The 19299-nt window shown below is 65.1% G+C and carries 16 protein-coding genes; 5 read left to right on the forward strand and 11 right to left on the reverse strand.

Going from position 1 to position 19299, the window contains the following annotated elements; genetic code table 11:
* Positions 1-63: 63 nt before the first annotated feature.
* From ahpF to aroC, 4 genes are all read right to left on the reverse strand, one after another.
* Positions 64-1653, reverse strand: a complete 1590-nt coding sequence (gene ahpF, locus AAG591_RS07950; RefSeq protein WP_342530583.1) for an alkyl hydroperoxide reductase subunit F — start codon at positions 1651-1653, stop codon at positions 64-66.
* A gap of 156 nt (positions 1654-1809) precedes the next feature.
* The gene (ahpC, locus tag AAG591_RS07955; protein ID WP_010235851.1) at positions 1810-2376 is read right to left on the reverse strand and encodes an alkyl hydroperoxide reductase subunit C; all 567 of its coding nucleotides are present in this window, start codon (positions 2374-2376) and stop codon (positions 1810-1812) included.
* Positions 2377-2972: 596 nt separating this feature from the next.
* Positions 2973-4331 (reverse strand): M1 family aminopeptidase, encoded by a 1359-nt coding sequence (locus tag AAG591_RS07965; protein ID WP_342530584.1) that lies wholly within the window; start codon positions 4329-4331, stop codon positions 2973-2975.
* A 125-nt stretch (positions 4332-4456) separates the two neighbouring features.
* Positions 4457-5548 carry a chorismate synthase gene (aroC, locus tag AAG591_RS07970; protein ID WP_342530585.1) on the reverse strand — a complete coding sequence of 364 codons (1092 nt, stop codon included), beginning with the start codon at positions 5546-5548 and terminating at the stop codon, positions 4457-4459.
* A 290-nt stretch (positions 5549-5838) separates the two neighbouring features.
* On the opposite strand from aroC, the gene ruvA reads away from it, so the two are divergent.
* The 4 genes from ruvA to AAG591_RS07990 all read left to right on the forward strand — a co-directional run bounded on the left by ruvA (position 5839) and on the right by AAG591_RS07990 (position 9609).
* The gene (gene ruvA / locus AAG591_RS07975) at positions 5839-6438 is read left to right on the forward strand and encodes a Holliday junction branch migration protein RuvA (RefSeq protein ID WP_342530586.1); all 600 of its coding nucleotides are present in this window, start codon (positions 5839-5841) and stop codon (positions 6436-6438) included.
* Positions 6438-6854, forward strand: coding sequence for an NUDIX hydrolase (locus AAG591_RS07980; protein WP_342530587.1), 417 nt, complete (start codon positions 6438-6440; stop codon positions 6852-6854). The genes ruvA and AAG591_RS07980 overlap by 1 nt, the downstream gene beginning before the upstream one ends.
* A gap of 70 nt (positions 6855-6924) precedes the next feature.
* On the forward strand, positions 6925-7956 hold the full coding sequence (gene ruvB, locus AAG591_RS07985; protein ID WP_342530588.1) for a Holliday junction branch migration DNA helicase RuvB: 1032 nt from the start codon (positions 6925-6927) through the stop codon (positions 7954-7956).
* A gap of 234 nt (positions 7957-8190) precedes the next feature.
* Entirely contained in the window at positions 8191-9609 is a 1419-nt protein-coding gene (locus AAG591_RS07990) for a hypothetical protein (RefSeq protein WP_342530589.1), read from the forward strand.
* Positions 9610-9777: 168 nt separating this feature from the next.
* Here the strand turns inward: AAG591_RS07990 and acnA are convergent, their stop codons facing one another.
* Positions 9778-12450, reverse strand: coding sequence for an aconitate hydratase AcnA (acnA, locus tag AAG591_RS07995; protein ID WP_342530590.1), 2673 nt, complete (start codon positions 12448-12450; stop codon positions 9778-9780).
* A 151-nt stretch (positions 12451-12601) separates the two neighbouring features.
* Positions 12602-13552, reverse strand: coding sequence for a DMT family transporter (locus AAG591_RS08000; RefSeq protein WP_342530591.1), 951 nt, complete (start codon positions 13550-13552; stop codon positions 12602-12604).
* Positions 13553-13704: 152 nt separating this feature from the next.
* On the opposite strand from AAG591_RS08000, the gene AAG591_RS08005 reads away from it, so the two are divergent.
* Positions 13705-15081, forward strand: a complete 1377-nt coding sequence (locus AAG591_RS08005) for a L,D-transpeptidase family protein (protein ID WP_342530592.1) — start codon at positions 13705-13707, stop codon at positions 15079-15081.
* A gap of 81 nt (positions 15082-15162) precedes the next feature.
* Here AAG591_RS08005 and AAG591_RS08010 read toward each other — a convergent pair whose 3' ends face one another.
* From AAG591_RS08010 to ispG, 5 genes are read right to left on the reverse strand one after another with little or no spacing between them, the layout of a single operon-like run.
* Complete coding sequence (locus AAG591_RS08010; RefSeq protein WP_342530593.1) at positions 15163-15906, reverse strand: murein L,D-transpeptidase catalytic domain-containing protein; 744 nt, start codon at positions 15904-15906, stop codon at positions 15163-15165.
* A gap of 24 nt (positions 15907-15930) precedes the next feature.
* The gene (locus AAG591_RS08015; RefSeq protein ID WP_342531241.1) at positions 15931-16911 is read right to left on the reverse strand and encodes a histone deacetylase family protein; all 981 of its coding nucleotides are present in this window, start codon (positions 16909-16911) and stop codon (positions 15931-15933) included.
* Positions 16911-17456 carry a manganese efflux pump MntP gene (locus tag AAG591_RS08020; RefSeq protein WP_342530594.1) on the reverse strand — a complete coding sequence of 182 codons (546 nt, stop codon included), beginning with the start codon at positions 17454-17456 and terminating at the stop codon, positions 16911-16913. Before AAG591_RS08020 ends, AAG591_RS08015 begins: the two co-directional genes overlap by 1 nt.
* Before the next feature lie 12 nt (positions 17457-17468).
* On the reverse strand, positions 17469-18011 hold the full coding sequence (locus AAG591_RS08025; RefSeq protein WP_342530595.1) for a thioredoxin family protein: 543 nt from the start codon (positions 18009-18011) through the stop codon (positions 17469-17471).
* On the reverse strand, positions 18008-19159 hold the full coding sequence (gene ispG / locus AAG591_RS08030) for a flavodoxin-dependent (E)-4-hydroxy-3-methylbut-2-enyl-diphosphate synthase (protein ID WP_342531243.1): 1152 nt from the start codon (positions 19157-19159) through the stop codon (positions 18008-18010). Before ispG ends, AAG591_RS08025 begins: the two co-directional genes overlap by 4 nt.
* Between the last annotated feature and the right edge of the window lie 140 nt (positions 19160-19299).

Below are 19299 nucleotides of genomic sequence, written 5' to 3' on the forward strand. Positions count from 1 at the left end.
AGACGGATTCGAAAATACATCTGCCGGAAGAATCCTACAAGCAGATGCTGTTGGGGGAGTGACTTACGCCGCCTGCGCGATCTCGTCCGCAGGTTCGGTGCGGATGAGGTAGTCGAAGGCGGTCAGGCCCGCCTTCGCGCCCTGGCCCATCGCGACCACGATCTGCTTGTACGGCACGGTCGTCGCATCGCCTGCGGCGAAGATGCCGGGGAGGTTGGTCGCTCCGCGCCCGTCGGTCACGATCTCGCCGTGCTTCGAGAGTTCGAGGCCGGAATCCTTGAGCCATTCGGTATTGGGGACAAGGCCGATCTGCACGAACACGCCCGCGAGTTCGATGGTCCGGTCCTCGCCGCTGTCGCGGTCCTTCACGATCAGGCCGTTCACGCGGGCACCGTCGCCGGTGATCTCGGTCGTCTGGCCGTTGGTGACGATCTCGACATTGTCGAGGCTTTCGAGCTTCTTCACCAGCACCGCGTCGGCGCGCAGCTGTGTGTCGAATTCGATCAGCGTGACGTGATCGACGATCTTGGCGAGGTCGATCGCGGCTTCGACGCCCGAGTTGCCACCGCCGATCACCGCGATCCGCTTGCCCTTGAACAGCGGCCCGTCGCAGTGCGGACAATAGGCCACGCCCTTGTTGCGATAGTCCTGCTCGCCCGGGACACCCAGATTGCGCCAGCGCGCACCGGTGGCGAGCACGATCGCCCGCGCGGTCAGCTCGCCGCCATTGGCGAAGCGGACCTTGTGCATGCCGCCTTCGCTCTTGGCCGGGATCAGCTCTTCGGCCTGCACCAGGTCGATCTTGTCGATCGCGTTTTCTTTGACCTGTTCGTCGAGGTCGGCGGAAAGCTTGGGGCCTTCGGTATAGGCGGTGCCGGGCAGGTTCTCGATCCCGAGCGTGTCCTGCAGCTGCCCGCCGAATCGTTCGGCGGCGATGCCGGTGCGGAAGCCCTTGCGCGCGGTGTAGACCGAGGTCGCGACCCCGGCAGGCCCGCCGCCGATCACCAGCACTTCGTAGGGCTCGCGCTCGTTCAGCTTGGCCGCAGCCTTCGCGCCCGCGCCGGTATCGAGTCGTTCGAGAATCTGCGGCAGTTCGATCTTGCCGTTGTAGAAGCTATCGCCATTCAGGAAGGTCGCGGGCACGGCCATGATGTCACGGCGCTCCACCTCGTCCTTGTACGCGCCGCCTTCGATCAGCGTGGCGGTGATGCGGCTGTTCTCGAGCGCCATCAGCGTGAGCGCCTGCACCACGTCGGGGCAGTTGTGGCACGAGAGCGAGAAAAACATCTCGAACTCCAGATCGGTCTCGATCCGGCGGATATCCTCGAGCACATCGGCATCGACCTTGGGCGGATGACCGCCCGCCCACAGCAGCGCGAGCACCAGCGAGGTGAACTCGTGGCCCATCGGCAGCCCGGCAAAGCGGACCCACTTCTGCGCGTCGTTGCCGCGGCGGATGATGAAGCTGGGCTTGCGCTCATGGTCGCCGTCGAAATCGACGCTGACGAGGTCGTGCAGCGCGGCGATCTCTTCGAGCAGCTCGCGGGTCTTGGCCGATGTCTCGTCGTCACCCAGCGATGCGACAAGCTCCACCGGCTCGCGCAGGTTCTGGAGGTACTGCTTCAGCTGATCGGTCATCTGGGCATCGAGCATGGGAAAATCCTTTTTGAAAATTCCTCCCCGCTACGGGGAAGGGGACCATCCGCAGGATGGTGGAGGGGCCGCGTCCGGCACGGTGCCCGGCCGCCTGCCCCTCCGTCAGCCGCTATGCGGCTGCCACCTCCCCGGTGCGGGGAGGATCGTTATCGCTTAGATCTTGCCGACGAGGTCGAGCGAGGGAGCGAGCGTTTCGCTGCCTTCTTCCCACGCCGCCGGGCAGACCTGACCGGGGTTCTCGCGCACGTACTGCGCCGCCTTGATCTTGCGGGCGAGTTCGTTGGCATTGCGGCCCACGCCTTCGCAGGTCTGTTCCATGATCTGGATCACACCGTCAGGATCGACCACGAAGGTCGCACGGTCGGCAAGGCCCATTTCCTCACGCAGCACGTCGAAGTTCTTGCTCAGCGTGTGCAGCTGGTCGCCGAGGAACGGGAACTTCAGCTTGCCGATCTTGTCGGAGGTGTCGTGCCATGCCTTGTGGCTGAAATGCGTGTCGGTGCTGACGGCATAGACTTCCACGCCCATCTTCTGGAGCATGTCGTACTGCTCGCCGAGGTTTTCCAGCTCAGTGGGGCACACGAACGTGAAGTCCGCCGGGTAGAAGAAGAAGATCGCCCACTTGCCCTTCACGTCCTCGTCGGTGACTTCGAAGAAGTCCTTGCCGGCCTGGAATGCGGTGGCTTTGAACGGTTTGATCTGGCTTCCGATGATACCCATGAATGTCTCCTCTAGGGGTTGAAACTCGCCGCCTAGATAGGGCCTGCTGCAACGCACAAAAGCGATTTGTGACGATGGCCGCAATCGGAATTATCGATGAAACTCATGGAACCTTTTTTGAAGGCAGGAGACAGGCGTTTCATAGTCAACCTGCGCATGGGCGCCTCCTCAAAAGCTGGCTGTTCCGTCCCAATATCAGGGGCGGAAAGCGGCCATTAGGAATTCGCCTCCAAGACTGTTCTCAGTCGGAGATTCCAATGGCATTCACAGAAAAAGAGAAGCGAGAATGGCACGCAGCGAGACGAAGGGATCGTAATCTCGGAAGGGATCCTAATCTCGATAGCCGAGACGCGCGCGTTACTTGCGCTCATTGCGGAGCGCCAGCTCCGGCGAGTGAGCTACTTTCCGAGTTTCCGCTTTGTGTAGCTTGCGACGACTGAGGTCTGAGAATCCGTACAATCGTAAGCGTCCACTGAGCAATAAGCACTACCCGCACCGCGTCCGCTGCAGCAGCGCCTGATCCGCCAGCACGCGGACTATCATCGCCTCCACGACCGGCACGCTGCGAATGCCAAGGCAAGGGTCGTGGCGGAGCTTCAATCGCTCTCATCTTCGGCGAAGCCATAGACCCATTCGGCGAACAATGGCTCGAGATCGCGTCCGCTCACCTGCTCCATCGCCGATTGAAGATCGCGGCTCGTCACGGTTCCGCCGGCGTGCGCCCGCGTATAGGCGCGCACGCCTTCCCAGAACGCCGCATCGCCGATGTCCTCGCGCAGCTGTGCGAGAAACAGCGCGCCCTTGCTGTATTGCACCGCGCGCCGATGGCCGAGCGAGGGATAGGCGCCATCCCATGTCAGCGGCTTGTCCCAGCCCAGCTCCTGCAACTGTTTGCGCCGCTTGCGAAAGACATCAAGTTCCTGCTGGTACGCCGCCTCGCCGAAGCGATGCTGTTCCCATGCAGCAACCATGTACGTGGCGAAGCCTTCGTTGAGCCAGAAATCGCGCCATGTCTGCGTCGTGACGAGATTGCCCCACCACTGATGCGCCAGCTCATGCGCGATGATCCAGGCGGATGACGGATCCTCGCGCTCGCGCTCCAGTTCGCCGAGACCGATGAGCGAAAAGCTCATCGTTTCCTGCGCGGCCCGACCCGGGACGAGCAGCTGAGCATAGGCCCCGGCGGGCAGGTCGAGCCCCGCGCGCGAGGAGAAGAATGCGACCATTTCCGGCGTCTGCGCAAACAGATCGGCGAGCTCGGCAGGGTCGCCCGTTGCGTTCAGGTAGGACAGCGTCCCTTGCGGCGTCTCGACGTCCAGCTGCGGGAACTGCCCCGCAGCGAAGCCGAACAGATAGGGGGATGTCGGCCAATCGCTCCCCCAGCGATGCAGCGTCAGGTCGCCGGGCAGCTCCACGGTCTCGACCTGCTTGCCCACGCCAAGCGAAGTCGCGCCATCCGGCAGGAACAGGTCGAGCTGCAGGTCCGCCTTGTCGCCGGGCGAGTTCTGGAGACACACCATCCAGTCACACCCGAAATAGCCGGTATATATTCCATTCGGAACGGCGGTGACGCCGCGCGCGGGAAAGCCGCGCATCGTGAACTCCAGCCGGACCGCCTCACCGACAGCCAATGGCCGAGGCAGCGTGAAGGCGATGCCGCTTTCGTTGGAGACGACCGGGATCGGAGATCCACCGAGCGTCGCATCGCCGATCTCCAGCGCATTGGGCGAGAAGACAATCTGGCGAAGATCGGGATCGGTCGCGACCAGCTCGATCGCCTGCGAGCCGGAGATCGCCGTGGTGGCAAGGTCCGGCCGAAGTGCGACCTCGTATCGTTCGACCTGGAAGCCATCCCCCGGCTCTGCAGCGCCTGCAGATTGCGCGGACAGGGCCAGCGCGCAAGCGGCCGATAGGAGGCCAGTCAGTCGCACGATGCGTGTTCCGAAACGTCTCATTTGCATCCCCCTCCGCAATCCCAACCGGCTTATTCTTGCGTAGGGAGTTCGGAAGCCCGTAGCGGCGGGTTGCAGGAGTTGTGGGCCAAACTGCTATCAGGTCGGGCAAGCGCGCCCGCAGACGATTACGTTCCGCACTGCGCCCGGTGCAGCAGCGCCTGATCCGCCAGCACGCAGGCCATCATCGCCTCGACCACGGGCACGCCGCGGATGCCGACGCAGGGGTCGTGGCGGCCCCTAGTGCTGATCTGGGTCGCCTGGCCATCGCGGGTGATCGTGTCGACCGGGGTGAGGATCGAGCTGGTCGGCTTGAACGCCACGCGGCAGGTGACCGGCTGGCCGGTGGCGATCCCGCCCGCGATCCCGCCCGCGTGGTTCGCGGCGAACTCGGGCGCGTCGCCGCCCGATGAAGGCCGCATCGGGTCGGCGTTCGCTTCGCCCGAGAGGCGCGCGGCGTCGAAGCCGTCGCCGATCTCCACGCCCTTGACCGCATTGATGCTCATCATCGCCGCCGCCAGCTCGCTGTCGAGCTTGGCGTAGAGCGGGGCGCCCCAGCCTGCTGGCACTCCGCGCGCCACACATTCGACCACCGCGCCGAGCGAGGAGCCTGCCTTGCGCGCGTCGTCGACCAGCTTTTCCCAGCGCTGCGCCGCGTCTGCGTCGGGGCACCAGAAGGGGTTTTGGCCGATCTGACCGGCGTCGAATTTGGCCGGGTCGATCCGGTCGCCACCGATCTCCGCCACGTAGGCAAGGATGCTCACCTGCGGCACGACCAGCCGCGCCACCGCGCCTGCCGCCACGCGCATCGCGGTTTCGCGCGCGCTCGACCGCCCGCCGCCGCGAAAGTCGCGGAACCCGTACTTGGCGTCGTAAGTGTAGTCGGCGTGGCCGGGGCGATAGGCCTGCGCGACGTTGGAATAGTCTTTCGAGCGCTGATCGACATTCTTGATCATCAGCGAAATCGGCGTGCCCGTGGTGCGCTGTTTTCCGTCCTGGCCTTCGAACACGCCCGAGAGAATCCGCACCTGATCGGGCTCGCGCCGCTGGGTGGTGAACTTGCTCTGCCCCGGCTTTCGCCTGTCGAGCCACGGCTGAATGTCGTCTTCGGTCAGCGCGATGCCCGGCGGGCACCCGTCGACCACCGCGCCGATCGCCGGCCCGTGGCTTTCCCCCCAGGTGGTGAAGCGGAAGACCCGCCCGAATGTGTTCCAGCTCATGGCGTAAAGCGTTGCCTCAACAGCCGTGTGCTGTCCACGTCTCAGCACGGCGCGTGAATTTTCCTACTCCACGCAGGCCCGGTAACATGCGGGCCGCTCTTTCCCATCGTCGGCACCCGGCTCTGGCGGTTCAATCGAATCACTCGATAAATGCTCACTCACTGATCGAGTGGAATTCAACGCCTGAACACTGTGTCAGGTGTGTCAGGCCCCAGCCCAAACCGGACCCGGATCTGCAAAACCTGCGCACTGCGCTGGCATTGCGCCTTCGACTCGGGCAAGAATAAACCATGATTGCAAAGCTGACAGGCACGCTCGACGCGACCGGCCCCGACTGGGCAGTGATCGACGTGGGCGGCGTCGGTTATCTCGTTCATTGCTCGACCCGCACACTGGACGCGCTGGGATCGGAAGGCGGGCAGGCGCGCGTGTTCACCGATTTGCAGGTGAGCGAGAACGACATGCGCCTGCTCGGCTTCGCCGAAGCGGCGGAGCGCGACTGGTTCCGCCTGCTCACCAGCGTGCAGGGCGTGGGCAGCAAGGTCGCGCTGGCGATCCTCTCCGTGCTGTCGGCGGGCGAGGTGCAGGCGGCGTGTGCGAATGGCGACGCGGCGATGGTGGCGCGGGCGAACGGCGTGGGGCCCAAACTGGCGAGCCGGATCGTCAACGAATTGCAGGACAAGGCAGGCGCGCTGCCCGTGGCCCCGGGCGGGGTAGCGGTGGCTGCTCCCAAGGACGGGGCGAGCGCCGATGCGGTCTCCGCGCTGGAGAACCTGGGCTTCAAGCCCGCGATCGCCGCCAAGGCGGTGGCCGAGGCGGTGGGCGAACTGGGCGAGGGCGCAAGCGAGGGCGAGTTGATCCGCGTCGCGCTCAAGAAGGCGGCGGGGTGATGGGCGAGGCGCAGACCATCCTGCGGATCGCGGTGGCGATCATCCGAGACGAGGCGGGTCGTGTGTTGTTGCTGCGCAAGGCGGGCACGCGCGCCTTCATGCAGCCTGGTGGCAAGATCGAAGCTAGTGAGCGCCCCGAAACCGCTCTGCGCCGTGAACTGGAGGAGGAGCTCTGCCTGAATGTGTCGCCCAGCGCTTTGCGCCATCTCGGGGCAGCCGAAGCGCCTGCTGCGAACGAGCCCGACACGCTCGTCCGAGCGGAGGTTTTCGCGGTTGCGCAATGCGGCCCGATCTCGATCGGTGCTGAGATTGCCGAAGCCGCTTGGGTCGATCCGGGCGATCCGATAGGGCTTGAGCTTGCGCCGCTAACCCGCGACCATATTCTCCAGATGGTCCGAGAGTGGCAAAAACGATGAGATCATTCTGCCAATTAGGCCATCCTCATTCCGTCACCCTGAAACAAGTTCAGGGTGACAACCTAGTATTATGACCAACCCCGTCCCCCTCCACACCCCCGAACGCCTGCCGGACGATCCCGACGCGGCGCTGCGGCCCAAGACGCTCGGCGAGTTCATCGGGCAGGAGGCTGCGCGCGAGAACCTTGGCGTGTTCATCGCCGCCGCCAAACGCCGCGGCGAGGCGATGGATCATACGCTGTTCTTCGGGCCGCCGGGGCTGGGCAAGACCACGCTGGCGCAGATCGTCGCGCGCGAGCTGGGGGCGGGGTTCCGCTCCACCAGCGGGCCGGTGATCGCCAAGGCGGGCGATCTGGCCGCGCTGCTGACCAATCTCGAACCGCACGACGTGCTGTTCATCGACGAGATCCACCGCCTCAATCCGGTGGTCGAGGAAGTGCTCTACCCCGCGATGGAGGACCGCGCGCTCGACATCATGATCGGGGAGGGGCCCTCGGCGCGCAGCGTGCGGATCGACCTGCCGCCCTTCACGCTGATCGGCGCGACCACGCGGCAGGGCCTGCTGACCACACCCTTGCGCGATCGCTTCGGCATTCCGGTGCGGCTCAACTTCTACACGCACGAGGAGCTGGAGCGGGTCGTGACGCGCGGCGCGAACAAGCTCGGCCTTGCAATCGAGCCCGATGGCGCGCGCGAGATCGCTCGCCGCTCTCGCGGGACACCGCGTGTCGCAGGTCGCCTGCTCCGCCGTGTGCGCGACTTCGCCAGTGTGGCCGATGCCCCGACCATCTCGGCGAAGGTGGCGGACGACGCGCTGACGCGGCTGGAGGTCGATTCGCTGGGGCTCGACGCGATGGATCGCCGCTACCTCACCATGATCGCGGAGACCTATGGTGGCGGCCCGGTGGGGATCGAGACGCTGGCGGCGGGGCTCGCGGAGCCACGCGATACGCTGGAGGATGTGGTCGAACCGTTCCTGATCCAGCTGGGGCTGGTGGCGCGCACCGCGCGCGGGCGCTGCCTCAATGCGGGCGGGTGGCAGCACCTGGGGCTGGAGGGGCCGCGCGATTCGTCGAACGACCTCTTCGGAAGCCAGGGCTGAGTTTCGCGTAACCACTTCCCACGGCGGGGTGCCAGCGTGGGACAGGTTGGCGCGGGTGCCGCCCCCGGCACGCAGAATCTTCGCAAGCCAATGCTTTTTCATGGTTAATCGCGTTGCGAACCCTGCCCCAAACAAGGCCTAAGGCACATAGGCGCACTTTGCCCGATCCATCGGAGCCGCCGGTGGAAACGGTTTGTAAAGCGCCGCAACAGTAAATGAGCCCGGCCTATGTCGATGAAGATAGCCCTCGCCAAACTCTCCGCCACCGCGGCGGGCACCGCACTGCTTGCAGGCGGCGCGCTCCACGTGGCCGAAGAACAGGTCGCTGCGTCCGACTACAAGTCGGTCAAGGACGCACCGCAGCCCGCGATGCGCTACGTCAAGGAAGACCGGGTGGTCGAACGGCAGGTGCCGCGCACCACGCTGCGCAAGCGGCGCGTGGTGAAGCGTACGGTCGAATGCGTGCCCGAAAGCCTTGCGAGGGACGGCTATATCGGCGGCACCGGTGTGGGCGCGGGCGAGCAGGTCATTTACGACGCGCGCAGCCGGACTGCCCGCGTCGCACGCGACGATGCCGATCTGGTGGCTGCGGCGGAAGCCTGCGCACAGTTCGGTGACGGCGCCTCGCGCACGGTCGTCGCGGTCGCGCCGACGACCACGCGCGTCGGTTACGGCGGCGGCTTCTCGGGCGGTGGCGGCGGCCAGGGCGGCGGCACCACGGTGATCGGCGGGAGCAGCGGCGGCGGTTTCGGCGGCGGCTTCTTCGGTGGTTTCTTCGGCGGCGGCGGCAGCAGCGGTACGGTTGCGATCAGCACCACCACGACCAGCGGCGTCGGCTCGACCGGCGATATTTCAAGCTCGGGCGGGATCGATATCGATATCGATGTCGGCGCGTCGACGTCTACCTCCACTTCGGGTGGATCCACCTCGACTTCGGGCGGGTCGACATCGACCTCCACCGGCGGTGTCACTTCGACCAGCAGCAGTTCCTCGACCACCGGCGGTGTGTCGACCTCTACCGGCGGTGTTTCGACCTCGACCGGCGGAGTCAGCACCTCCACAGGCGGGGTGAGCACTTCTACAGGCGGCGTCAGCACGTCGTCTTCGACGTCGTCCTCCACCTCGGGCAATCCGTCGAGTTCGACCAGTTCGAGTTCTTCTGGCAACGTGTCGAGCAGCAGCTCGGGTAATGTTTCCAGCTCGTCGTCGGGCGATGTTTCGAGTTCGTCCTCGGGCGACGTGTCGAGCAGCTCTTCGACTTCGGGGGATGTCAGCAGCAGCTCGTCCACCTCGGGCGACGTTTCGAGCAGTTCGTCCACTTCGGGCGATGTCAGCTCCAGCTCCTCCACCTCGGGCGACGTGAGCAGCAGCTCGTCGACGTCGGGCGATGTCAGCACCAGCTCGGGCAATTCCTCGAGCAAGGGTTCGTCGAGCAGAGGCGGATCGAGTTGGGGCGGTTCCAGCCATGGGGGTTCCAGCTGGGGCGGCTCCAGTCGTGGCGGGAGCAACGGCTGGTCGAGCACCGGCGGTTCGGGCCATCACGGCGGCAGCAGCGGCCATCCTGTGCCGGCACCGCCGATCGGCCTGCTGTTCGGGGCGGCCGCGCTGGCGGTCATCACCCGCCGCAAGTGGTCCTCCAAGAACGAAGACTGATCGACGTCGCGCGTCGATATCAACCGGACAAGTCAGCGCAGCACTGCGCTGTAGCTTGGGCGGGGGCTGCTTGCCAGGAGCGGCTTCCGCCCTTTCGATTCGGCCCACGAAAAAGGGCCCGGCCATAGCTGGCCGAGCCCTTGATAGGATTGCTGTGCGCGCCGCCTGTTAGCTGGCGAGCTTGCGGATCACGTACTGGAGGATGCCGCCGTTGCGGTAGTAGTCCAGCTCGTTCTCGGTATCGATGCGGCACTTGGCGGTGAAACTGAAGGTGCTGCCGTCTTCGCGGGTCACGTCGACCGTCACATCCTGCGCAGGCTTCAGATCCGCGAGACCGCGAATGGTGAAGCTGTCGGTGGCCGCAAGGCCCAGCGTCTCACGCGTGTCGCCATCCTTGAACTGCAGCGGCAGCACGCCCATCCCGACGAGGTTGGAGCGGTGGATGCGCTCGTAGCTCTCGACGATCACGGCGCGCACGCCGAGCAGGATGGTGCCCTTGGCAGCCCAGTCGCGGCTGGAGCCGGTGCCGTATTCCTTGCCCGCGATCACGACCAGCGGCGTGCCATCTTCCTTGTGACGCATCGCTGCGTCGTAGATCGCCATCTGTTCGCCTTTGTAGGTGGTGTAGCCACCCTCGACACCCGGAACCATTTCGTTCTTGATCCGGATATTGGCGAAAGTGCCGCGCATCATCACGTCGTGGTTGCCGCGGCGGCTGCCGTAGGAGTTGAAGTCCGCCTTCGCGACCTGGTGGCTCTTCAGGTATTCGCCAGCGGGGCTGTCTTCCTTGATCGAACCGGCCGGGCTGATGTGGTCGGTGGTAACCGAGTCGCCCAGAATGGCCAGCGGCTTGGCGTTGTTGATGTCCGCGACCGGGGCCGGGGTCATCTCCATCCCGTCGAAGAACGGCGGGCTGGCGACGTACGTGCTGCTCGGGTTCCAGCGATAGGTATCGCTCGGTTCCACGGTGATCGCGCGCCAGTGTTCGTCGCCTTCGTAGACGTTGGCATAACGCTCGACGAACATCTCGCGGTTGACGTTCGCTGCGCGCAGATCGGCGACCTCCTGGTTCGTCGGCCAGATGTCTGCCAGCATCACCGGCTTGCCGTGCTGATCTTCGCCCAGCGGAGTGTCGATAATGTCCTGCGTTACCGTACCCTTGATCGCGTAGGCGACCACGAGCGGCGGCGAGGCGAGGAAATTGGCGCGTACGTCGGGCGAGACGCGGCCTTCGAAGTTGCGGTTACCCGACAGGACCGACGCGGCGACGATGTCGTTCGAATTGATCGCCTTGCTGATCGCGGGGGCGAGCGGTCCGGAGTTGCCGATACAGGTTGTGCAGCCGTAGCCGACCAGATCGAAGCCCATCGCATCCAGATCGTCCTGAAGGCCCGATTTTTCGAGATAATCGGTCACGACCTGCGATCCGGGGGCGAGCGACGTCTTAACCCACGGCTTGGGCTTCAGGCCCTTTTCGCGCGCCTTCTTGGCGACCAGACCGGCGGCGATCAGCACATCGGGGTTGGAAGTGTTGGTGCAGCTGGTGATCGCGGCAATGACCACGTCGCCGTCGCCGACATCGTGGTGCGTGTTCTCGACATCGACGCGATGCGGTTCAGACTTGCCGTAGATGTCCTTGAGATCGCGGTTGAACAGCTCGTCCACTTCGGGAAGCGCGACCTTGTCCTGCGGGCGCTTCGGGCCTGCAAGGCTGGGCACGACCTTCGACAGGTCGAGCTCGATCGTGCTGGAGAAAACCGGCTCCACGTCCGGGTGGACCCACAGGCCCTGTTCCTTGGCGTATGCTTCGGCGAGCGCGACTTCATGCTCGTCCCGGCCGGTGAGGCGCAGGTATTCGAGCGTCTTGTCGTCGATGCCGAAGAAGCCGCAGGTCGCGCCATATTCGGGCGCCATGTTGGACAGCGTGGCGCGGTCAGCCAGCGTCAGCGATTCAAGGCCCGGGCCGTAATATTCCACGAACTTGCCGACCACGCCGTGCGCGCGCAGCATCTGCGTGGCGGTCAGCACGAGGTCGGTCGCGGTGACGCCTTCGGCGAGCTTGCCGGTGAACTTGAAGCCGACGACTTCGGGGATCAGCATCGAGATCGGCTGGCCGAGCATCGCGGCTTCGGCCTCGATCCCGCCGACACCCCAGCCGAGCACGCCAAGGCCATTGACCATGGTGGTGTGGCTGTCGGTGCCGACGCATGTGTCGGGATAGGCGACCATCTGGCCGTCGGGCCCTTCGCTCGCCCAGGTGCAGCGCGCGATATATTCGAGGTTGACCTGGTGGCAGATGCCGGTGCCCGGGGGCACTGCGGAGAAGTTCTCGAAGCTCTTGGAGCCCCACTTGAGGAAGTCGTAACGCTCCGCATTGCGGGCGTATTCAAGCTCCATGTTCGCTTCCATCGCCTTGGGATGGCCGAACTCGTCGACCATCACCGAGTGGTCGATGACGAGGTTCACGGGGACCTGCGGGTTGATCTTCTGCGTATCGCCGCCCAGCGCCTTGATCGCATCGCGCATCGCAGCGAGGTCGACCACACAGGGCACGCCGGTGAAGTCTTGCAACAGCACGCGCGCAGGGCGGTACTGGATCTCACCGCCGGTGACGGGGTTGTTGACCCGGTCCGCAATTTCCTTCGCGTTGTCGACCGAGACCGTGTGGCCGCCATCCTCGAACCGCAGCATGTTTTCGAGCAGCACCTTGAGGCTGAACGGGAGCCGCGAGACATCGCCCAATTGCTCCGCCGCCTTGGTCAGCGAATAATAGGCGTAATCCTTGCCTTCGACGGTGAGGGTGCTGCGTGTGCCGAGGGTGTCCTTGCCGACCTGGGTCATAGCGGGGGCGGTCCTTTCTCTGTTGCTGCTGGTGGAGGCCTGTCACCGGACCTCTGTGAAGAGTCCAACGGGCGAGCCGCCTGTATGTGCCGCGCGCTTGGCCTCTGGCGGCGCGAAAATCAAGCTTTCGTAGGGCGAGGGGAGCCGGATTTCAGGGTGCGGATGTCTCCGCACCTCCGGCTGCGCGGGCGGGGGCGCGGCCACGTGTTGCGGCAATCCACGTGCCGATCACGATCATCGCGACGCCGCCAAGAGTTCCCGCGCTCACCCCCTCGCCGAAAAACAGCCATCCGAACAAGGCAGCCCAGCAAAAGCCCGAGTATTCGACGGGCAGCAGCGCCTGCGCTTCGGCCCGGGCATAGGCCCATGCGATGGCGATCGCGCCGCCGACCGTCAGTGCCGCCGCGGCGAGCAGACCGGGCTGCACCTGCGTTGGCGGAGCAACAAGGAACCAAGGCGCGGCGAGACCCAAAACGATGGCCGAAACAGCGCCGTGAAACGCCGCAACCTCGAGCGGCCCGGCGCGCTGCGATTGCCGGCGGATGATGATGAAGTTGAGCGCATAGAGGATCGTCGAAACGAGGATCGAGGCGAAGCCGATCGCAGCCTCTCCCTCCATCGGGCCTTGTCCCAAGCGGGCGCCAACGATCACCAGCGTGCCGACAAAGCTGACGAGCGAGGCGACGACCGCGCGTCGAGTAATTTTCTCGCCTAACATCATCGCTGCGAAATAGAGCGCGATCAGCGGCGCGACGAAGGAAATTGCGATGGTTTCCGCTATCGGCAGCTTGGTCAGTGCGAAGAAGAATGTCAGCCCCATGAACGCGGAACACACGCCGCGTAGCAGGTGCAGCTTCAAGGTTTCCCGGTCGGGCCAAGCCGGGCGGCGGGCGAGCCACAGCGGCAGGGCGATCGCCGTAGCCAGTGCTGCCCGCAGCCAGGCCGCTGAATATGCCCCCACCGCCAGCGAGGCGCCCTTCATGAAGGCATCCATCAACGACAGCATCGCCACACCTGCGAGCGCCGCGAGAAACGGGGCGATAAGCGCCCGATTGGCGTGGTTTTCGCGCATCTTGGCCACCGCGTTAGCGCACACTGCCACGATGCGTCACTCTTCTGCCGCATATGGCGTGCAAATTCAGGTTGGATAAAGCCTTGATGCTTGATGATTTGGCATAATTTGGCGAGTGTTCTGCACGCCATGGTGGGTCGCAATATCTGCGACGTGATCGACAATAGGGTCTAACGATCGATATGAATAAGTCTGCTCTTTCGCTGCTTCTCCTCGCCAGTACCGGGTTGGCCCTGCCTGCCGGTCTGGATGCCCAGGAAATGCCCACCAACCTGCTGCCCGACCCGCAGGAGACCGATCAGACCGGTGATGATGATGCGGTGACGTCCAGCGCGGTGCCGGTCGATATGACCAGCCAGCCGGTCGTCCAGAAATTCGATCCGGTTGTGCAGCAATGGTCCCTCGCGAATGCCAGGACGCTGGCAGCGGTTATCGAAGGTATCGGCTCCGAAGGCCTGATGCCCGCCGACTACGATCTGCCCGGCCTGCGCGCCGCGATCGCCGCCGGGCCTGGTGCGCAGTTGAACGAGGAAGCCAGCCGCCGCTTCGTGTGGCTGGTGGAAGACATGCGTGACGGGCGCACGCCGATGGATGCGCGCAAGCAGTGGTTCGTGATGGACCCCGATGCGGACCGTTATCGCAGCGGCGCGGTGCTCAAGCAGGCGCTGACCGATGGCGATATTGCGGGCGCGCTGCAGAGCGTCGCCCCGCTCCATCCGGATTACGAGGCGCTGCGCACCGAACTCGCCAAGGCACAGCCGGGTAGCAAGCGCTACAAACTGATCCAGGCCAACATGGATCGCTGGCGCTGGCTGCCGCGCGATCTTGGCGGCCAGTACCTGATCACCAACGTGCCCGAATACCAGCTGCGCCTGACCGTGAACGACAAGATCATGCGCACCTATCGCACGATCGTCGGCGCGCCGGGCCGCACCGCAACCCCGCAGCTTGCCGAAAGCGTGGAGGGCGTGATCCTCAACCCGACTTGGACCGTTCCGCAGTCGATCGTGAAGGGCGAAGGGCTGGGCGCGCGCGTCCTCGCGAACCCGTCCTGGGCTGCGGCGAGGGGCTACAAGGCGACCAAGGGTGCCAATGGCTACATCACCGTGGTGCAGGGGCCCGGGCCGGGCAACTCGCTGGGGCGGATGAAGCTGGATATGCCCAACCGGCACGCGATCTTCTTCCACGATACGCCTTCGCGCAACCTGTTCAGCCAGGCCAACCGCGCGCTCAGCCACGGCTGCGTGCGGACCGAGCGAGCGACCGAACTGGCCCTCACGCTGGCGATTCTTCAGGCGGGTCTGACCGCCGATGAAGGCGTCGAGATGCTGTCGAGCGGCGAATACACGCGGGTCGCCTTCAACAAGAAGATGCCCGCCTACATCACCTATTTCACGATGGCGACGAACATCGACGGCAAGTTGGCGACCTTCAACGACATCTACGAGCGCGACGAGCCCGTGCTCGCCGCATTTCAGGCGCCGCGCAAGGCCAACCGCAGCCGCGTGACCGATGAAGAGATCATCGAGATCGTCGACGATCCGCGCGACGTGGTGTGATTACGGTGCGGGGGTGGTCCGCCGCCCCCGCGCTTCATTCAGATCTGGCCGAACCTGAGGGCAGCGCCTGCTCGCGCGGTTTTAGAATACGCCCTGGCCGACCTGGCTGAGGGTGGCGTCGGGGCGGGGCTCGCGCAGGATGTGGTAGCCGTTTTCCGGCTCGCCTACGATTGCGGTCGGCGGGTAGGCTTGCGAACCGTCGTCCTTCAGGCCCAGCGCCTCGGCGTAGAGCAGGCGCCCGCCCGAGAGGTTCAGCAGCGCCATCTTGAACTGCTCTTCTCCCATTGCGAAGCAGCCGTTCGAGCGGCCCAGCCGCCCCCAGCGCTCGATATGCTCGGGCTCGGCATAGCTCGCGCGGTGCATGACGATATAGCGTTCGAGAGCGTGATTATTGGTCGGGTCTAGCCCGCCAAGCCGCACTGAAGTGCCGAATTTCCCGGTGTACCACTCCCACGTCACATAGGCACCGCGGCTGGTCGAATTCGAACCTTCCATGTTGGAGAAGGTGTTCAGCCAGCCATCGTGTTCCGGATCGGAGCCGGTCCCATGCGCGACATGAAAGCTCTTCACTTCCTGCCGGTCGAGATTGACGAAGTGGAACCGGCGATGGGCCGAATGCAGCCCGAAATCGGCGATTCCCACGATGTCCTTGCGCCAGATGACATCGCCCGCCTTGTCCAGTTCGCGCTTGGCGATTTCGAACAGTTGGCGGTCCCGCGGCGAGCCTGCCATCGGCTGTGCGAAGACGCGCGAAGGCAGGCTCATGCCGGCACCAAGTGCAATGCCTGTGCCGAGGCCAGTCTTGAGGAGTTCGCGACGCTTCATGTTCGAATAGTGCTATAACCGAGCTTAATGAATGCTTGAAGCCGAATCGGGTGACTGTCGCTGGGGAGGTTCCAGGATGCGACAGTTCGTGCCGCTCGACCCCCGATGGCGCATGTTCTCCCGCGCCATCGCGATCATCGAGCGCGCGTGCCGCTCTGCCACGACGCGCGGATCGGTGCCGTAACCGCCGCCCAGCGCGCTGGCGATGGGCAGGCCGCGCCCTCGAGCTTCGCGCACGACATACGAATCGCGGCGCTGCAATCCTTCGTCGGTCAGCGCGAGGCGGCCAAGCCTGTCGTTCTCGTGCGGATCGACGCCTGCCTGGTAGAGCACGATATCCGGCCCGAACGCATCCAGAACGCGCGGCAGGTGTGCCTCAAGCGTGGCGAGATACTCGTCGTCGCCGGTCCCGTCGGGCAGGGCGATGTCGAGCGTGGAGCGCGCCTTGCGCACGGGGAAGTTCTTCTCGGCATGGATCGAAAGCGTGAAAATGTCTTCGCGCCCGGCGGTCAGCGCGGCGGTGCCGTCGCCCTGGTGCACGTCGCAATCGACGATCAGCACGCGCTGCGCTTTCCTTTCGCCGATCAGGCGATTGGCGCACACGGCAAGGTCGTTGAACACGCAATAGCCCGCGCCCGTATCGTACAGCGCGTGGTGGCTGCCCGCCGCGCTGTTGGCGGCGTAGCCGTGCCGGAAGGCGAGCTGCGCGGCGAGCCAGGTGCCGCCGTTGGTGTGCGCCACGCGCTGCGCGATATGCGGGGTCACGGGGAAGCCGATGCGCCGTTCCTTTTCGCGCGAGACCTGTGCAGCGAAGACCTGCTCGACATAGTCCGGGCAGTGAACCGCCTCCAGCCAGGTCCGCGGCATGGGATCGGGCGCATGCTCGGTCATCGCGATGCCGCTTTCGCGCAGCGCGACCATCACCAGCATGTACTTGTCGAAACGGAAGCTTCCGCGGGTCGGTGCGGGGGCCATGTAATCGACATGATGGACGACGTGGAGCATCACGCCCAGCCCATGTGTTCGATCACGATCTTGCACCCCAGCGCGATCAGGATCACGCCCCCGGCGCGTTCGGCCCACGCGCCGGAGCGGTCGCCCGCAACCCGGCCCAGCGCGACGCCGAATGCGCTCAGCAGCAGCGTCACGACGCCGATCGCCAGCGCCGCCCACAGCGGATCGACCGCGAGCGTGGGCAGTGTGACCCCTGCAGCGAGTGCATCGATGCTCGTCGCCACCCCGGCGACCAGCAGCGCCCGCCCGGTCAGCGCGCGCGCCGCCTCCTCTTCGCCCACATCGCCGCGCAGCATCCTCACGCCGAGGAAGGTCAGCAGGCCGAAGGCGATCCAGTGGTCGATCGCGGCGACATAGGTCATCGCGAGCGCGCCGATGCCCCAGCCGATCAGCGGCATGACACCCTGGAAGACCCCGAAGGTCAGCGCGATGGCCGCGCCGCCAGCCATCGCGGGGCGGAAGCGCGCGCCCTGGGTGAGTGCCACCGCAAAGGCATCCATGGCGAGCGCAAGGGCGAGGAGAAGAACTTCGAACAAGGTCTTGGGAAATTACCCTGCCGCGTCTGTGGCAGGCGCGTCCGAGGCGCCCGCCTCGCCGGCATAGCTTTGAAGGATGGCGTAGATCGACTCTTCGCTGCGGCTGGCGGCGTTGCGCCAGCCCTTGGCGCTTTCGGGCGTATTTACCAGCGCGCCATCGCTGTCGATCACCAGCAGATTGGGAGTACCGTCGATGTCGCTCACCCCGTAGCGGGCTGCAAGGTCGAGATTGCGCCCCTCATGGGTTTGCGGGCTGCCGACATCGATGAACACCACTTCGAAATGCGCGTTCAGAAGCGGCTCGAAATCCTCACTGGCGAGCCAGCCTGCAAGCGCCCGGCTGTCGTGGCACCAGTTCGCCCCGAACACTGCGAGCACCCGGCGTCCGGGCTCCAGCTGTGCGATCGTCCGGTCGAGTTCCTGGGCGTACAGCTCGTAGCTGACGCTCTGGTCGTAAGGCTGCGCCTCCGGATGCACGGTAGCGACATCCTCGGGCGCATTGCTGGCAAGCGCGGGCGCCGCGAGCACCAAGGCCAGTGCGGCGAGCCGGATCACTCCGCCGCTTCCACCGCCGGTGCTGCGTGCGGATCGAAGGCCACGGCTTCGCCTGCTTCGATCTTCGCGGCCTTTTCTTCCACCAGCCGCACGATGTGGTCTAGCATCGACTCGTCTTCGACATGGTGATCGGTCACGCCGCTGAGGTACACCATGTGCTTGCCCTTGCCGCCGCCGGTAATGCCGATGTCGGTTTCGCGCGCTTCGCCCGGCCCGTTGACCACGCAGCCGAGGACCGAGAGGCTCATCGGGGTCTTGATGTGCTCAAGCCGCTTTTCCAGCGCTTCGACCGTGCGGATCACATCGAAACCCTGCCGCGAGCAGCTGGGGCACGAAACCACGCGCACTCCGCGCGTGCGCAGGCCAAGCGATTTGAGGATTTCATACCCGACGCGCACTTCCTGTTCGGGTTCGGCAGACAGAGAGACGCGGATCGTGTCGCCGATCCCTGCCCACAGCAGGCTACCGAGGCCGATCGAGGACTTCACCGTGCCGCCAATGAGCCCGCCCGCCTCGGTAATCCCGAGGTGCAGCGGACAGTCCACCGCTTCGGCGAGCCCGTGATAGGCTGCCACCGCGAGGAACACGTCGGAGGCTTTAACCGCCACCTTGTATTCGTGGAAATCGTGATCCTGCAGCAGCTTGATATGGTCGAGTGCGCTTTCGATCAGCGCCTCGGGGCAGGGCTCGCCGTATTTTTCCAGCAGGTCCTTTTCGAGGCTGCCCGCGTTCACACCGATGCGGATCGCACAGCCATTGGCCTTCGCCGCACGGACGACCTCGGCCACACGCTCGCTCGATCCGATATTGCCGGGGTTGATCCGCAGGCAGGCCGCGCCCTTGTCGGCGGCCTCGAGCGCGCGTTTGTAGTGGAAGTGGATGTCCGCGACGATCGGTACGTTGGCGGCGCGGGTGATCTTGTCGAAATGCCGGGTCGCCTCTTCGGTGGGGCAGGACACGCGGATGATATCCGCGCCCGCATCCTCGCACCGGCGAATCTGGTCGAGCGTGGCGCCGACATCTTCGGTCGGCGTGTTGGTCATGGTCTGCACAGTGATGGGCGCATCGCCGCCAACGGGCACGTTGCCGACCATGATCTGGCGGGACTGGCGGCGCTCGATCGTGCGCCAGGGGCGAATTGCATTCATCATCGGGTCTCTGTTGCCGGACTGCTGACACACCTGACACAGTGTTCAGGGGAGGAAATCGGGGCGCATTGCGCAGGGGCGGTCATGGCCTTCATATGATGGCGATGCTGCGATTTTGCGACCCGTGGCATGGTGTAGGC

It is taken from the genome of Citromicrobium bathyomarinum (assembly GCF_038594485.1).
GTDB lineage: Bacteria > Pseudomonadota > Alphaproteobacteria > Sphingomonadales > Sphingomonadaceae > Alteriqipengyuania > Alteriqipengyuania bathyomarina_A.

Bases quoted from the DNA above. Each gene is read 5' to 3' on its own strand.
- ahpC (WP_010235851.1), bottom strand. From the start codon at position 2,376: ATGGGTATCATCGGAAGCCAGATCAAACCGTTCAAAGCCACCGCATTC.
- AAG591_RS08010 (WP_342530593.1), bottom strand. From the start codon at position 15,906: ATGAAGCGTCGCGAACTCCTCAAGACTGGCCTCGGCACAGGCATTGCA.
- ruvB (WP_342530588.1), top strand. From the start codon at position 6,925: ATGACCAACCCCGTCCCCCTCCACACCCCCGAACGCCTGCCGGACGAT.
- ispG (WP_342531243.1), bottom strand. From the start codon at position 19,159: ATGAATGCAATTCGCCCCTGGCGCACGATCGAGCGCCGCCAGTCCCGC.
- AAG591_RS08005 (WP_342530592.1), top strand. From the start codon at position 13,705: ATGAATAAGTCTGCTCTTTCGCTGCTTCTCCTCGCCAGTACCGGGTTG.
- AAG591_RS07990 (WP_342530589.1), top strand. From the start codon at position 8,191: ATGAAGATAGCCCTCGCCAAACTCTCCGCCACCGCGGCGGGCACCGCA.
- acnA (WP_342530590.1), bottom strand. From the start codon at position 12,450: ATGACCCAGGTCGGCAAGGACACCCTCGGCACACGCAGCACCCTCACC.
- aroC (WP_342530585.1), bottom strand. From the start codon at position 5,548: ATGAGCTGGAACACATTCGGGCGGGTCTTCCGCTTCACCACCTGGGGG.
- AAG591_RS08015 (WP_342531241.1), bottom strand. From the start codon at position 16,911: ATGCTCCACGTCGTCCATCATGTCGATTACATGGCCCCCGCACCGACC.
- AAG591_RS07980 (WP_342530587.1), top strand. From the start codon at position 6,438: ATGGGCGAGGCGCAGACCATCCTGCGGATCGCGGTGGCGATCATCCGA.
- ruvA (WP_342530586.1), top strand. From the start codon at position 5,839: ATGATTGCAAAGCTGACAGGCACGCTCGACGCGACCGGCCCCGACTGG.
- ahpF (WP_342530583.1), bottom strand. From the start codon at position 1,653: ATGCTCGATGCCCAGATGACCGATCAGCTGAAGCAGTACCTCCAGAAC.
- AAG591_RS07965 (WP_342530584.1), bottom strand. From the start codon at position 4,331: ATGAGACGTTTCGGAACACGCATCGTGCGACTGACTGGCCTCCTATCG.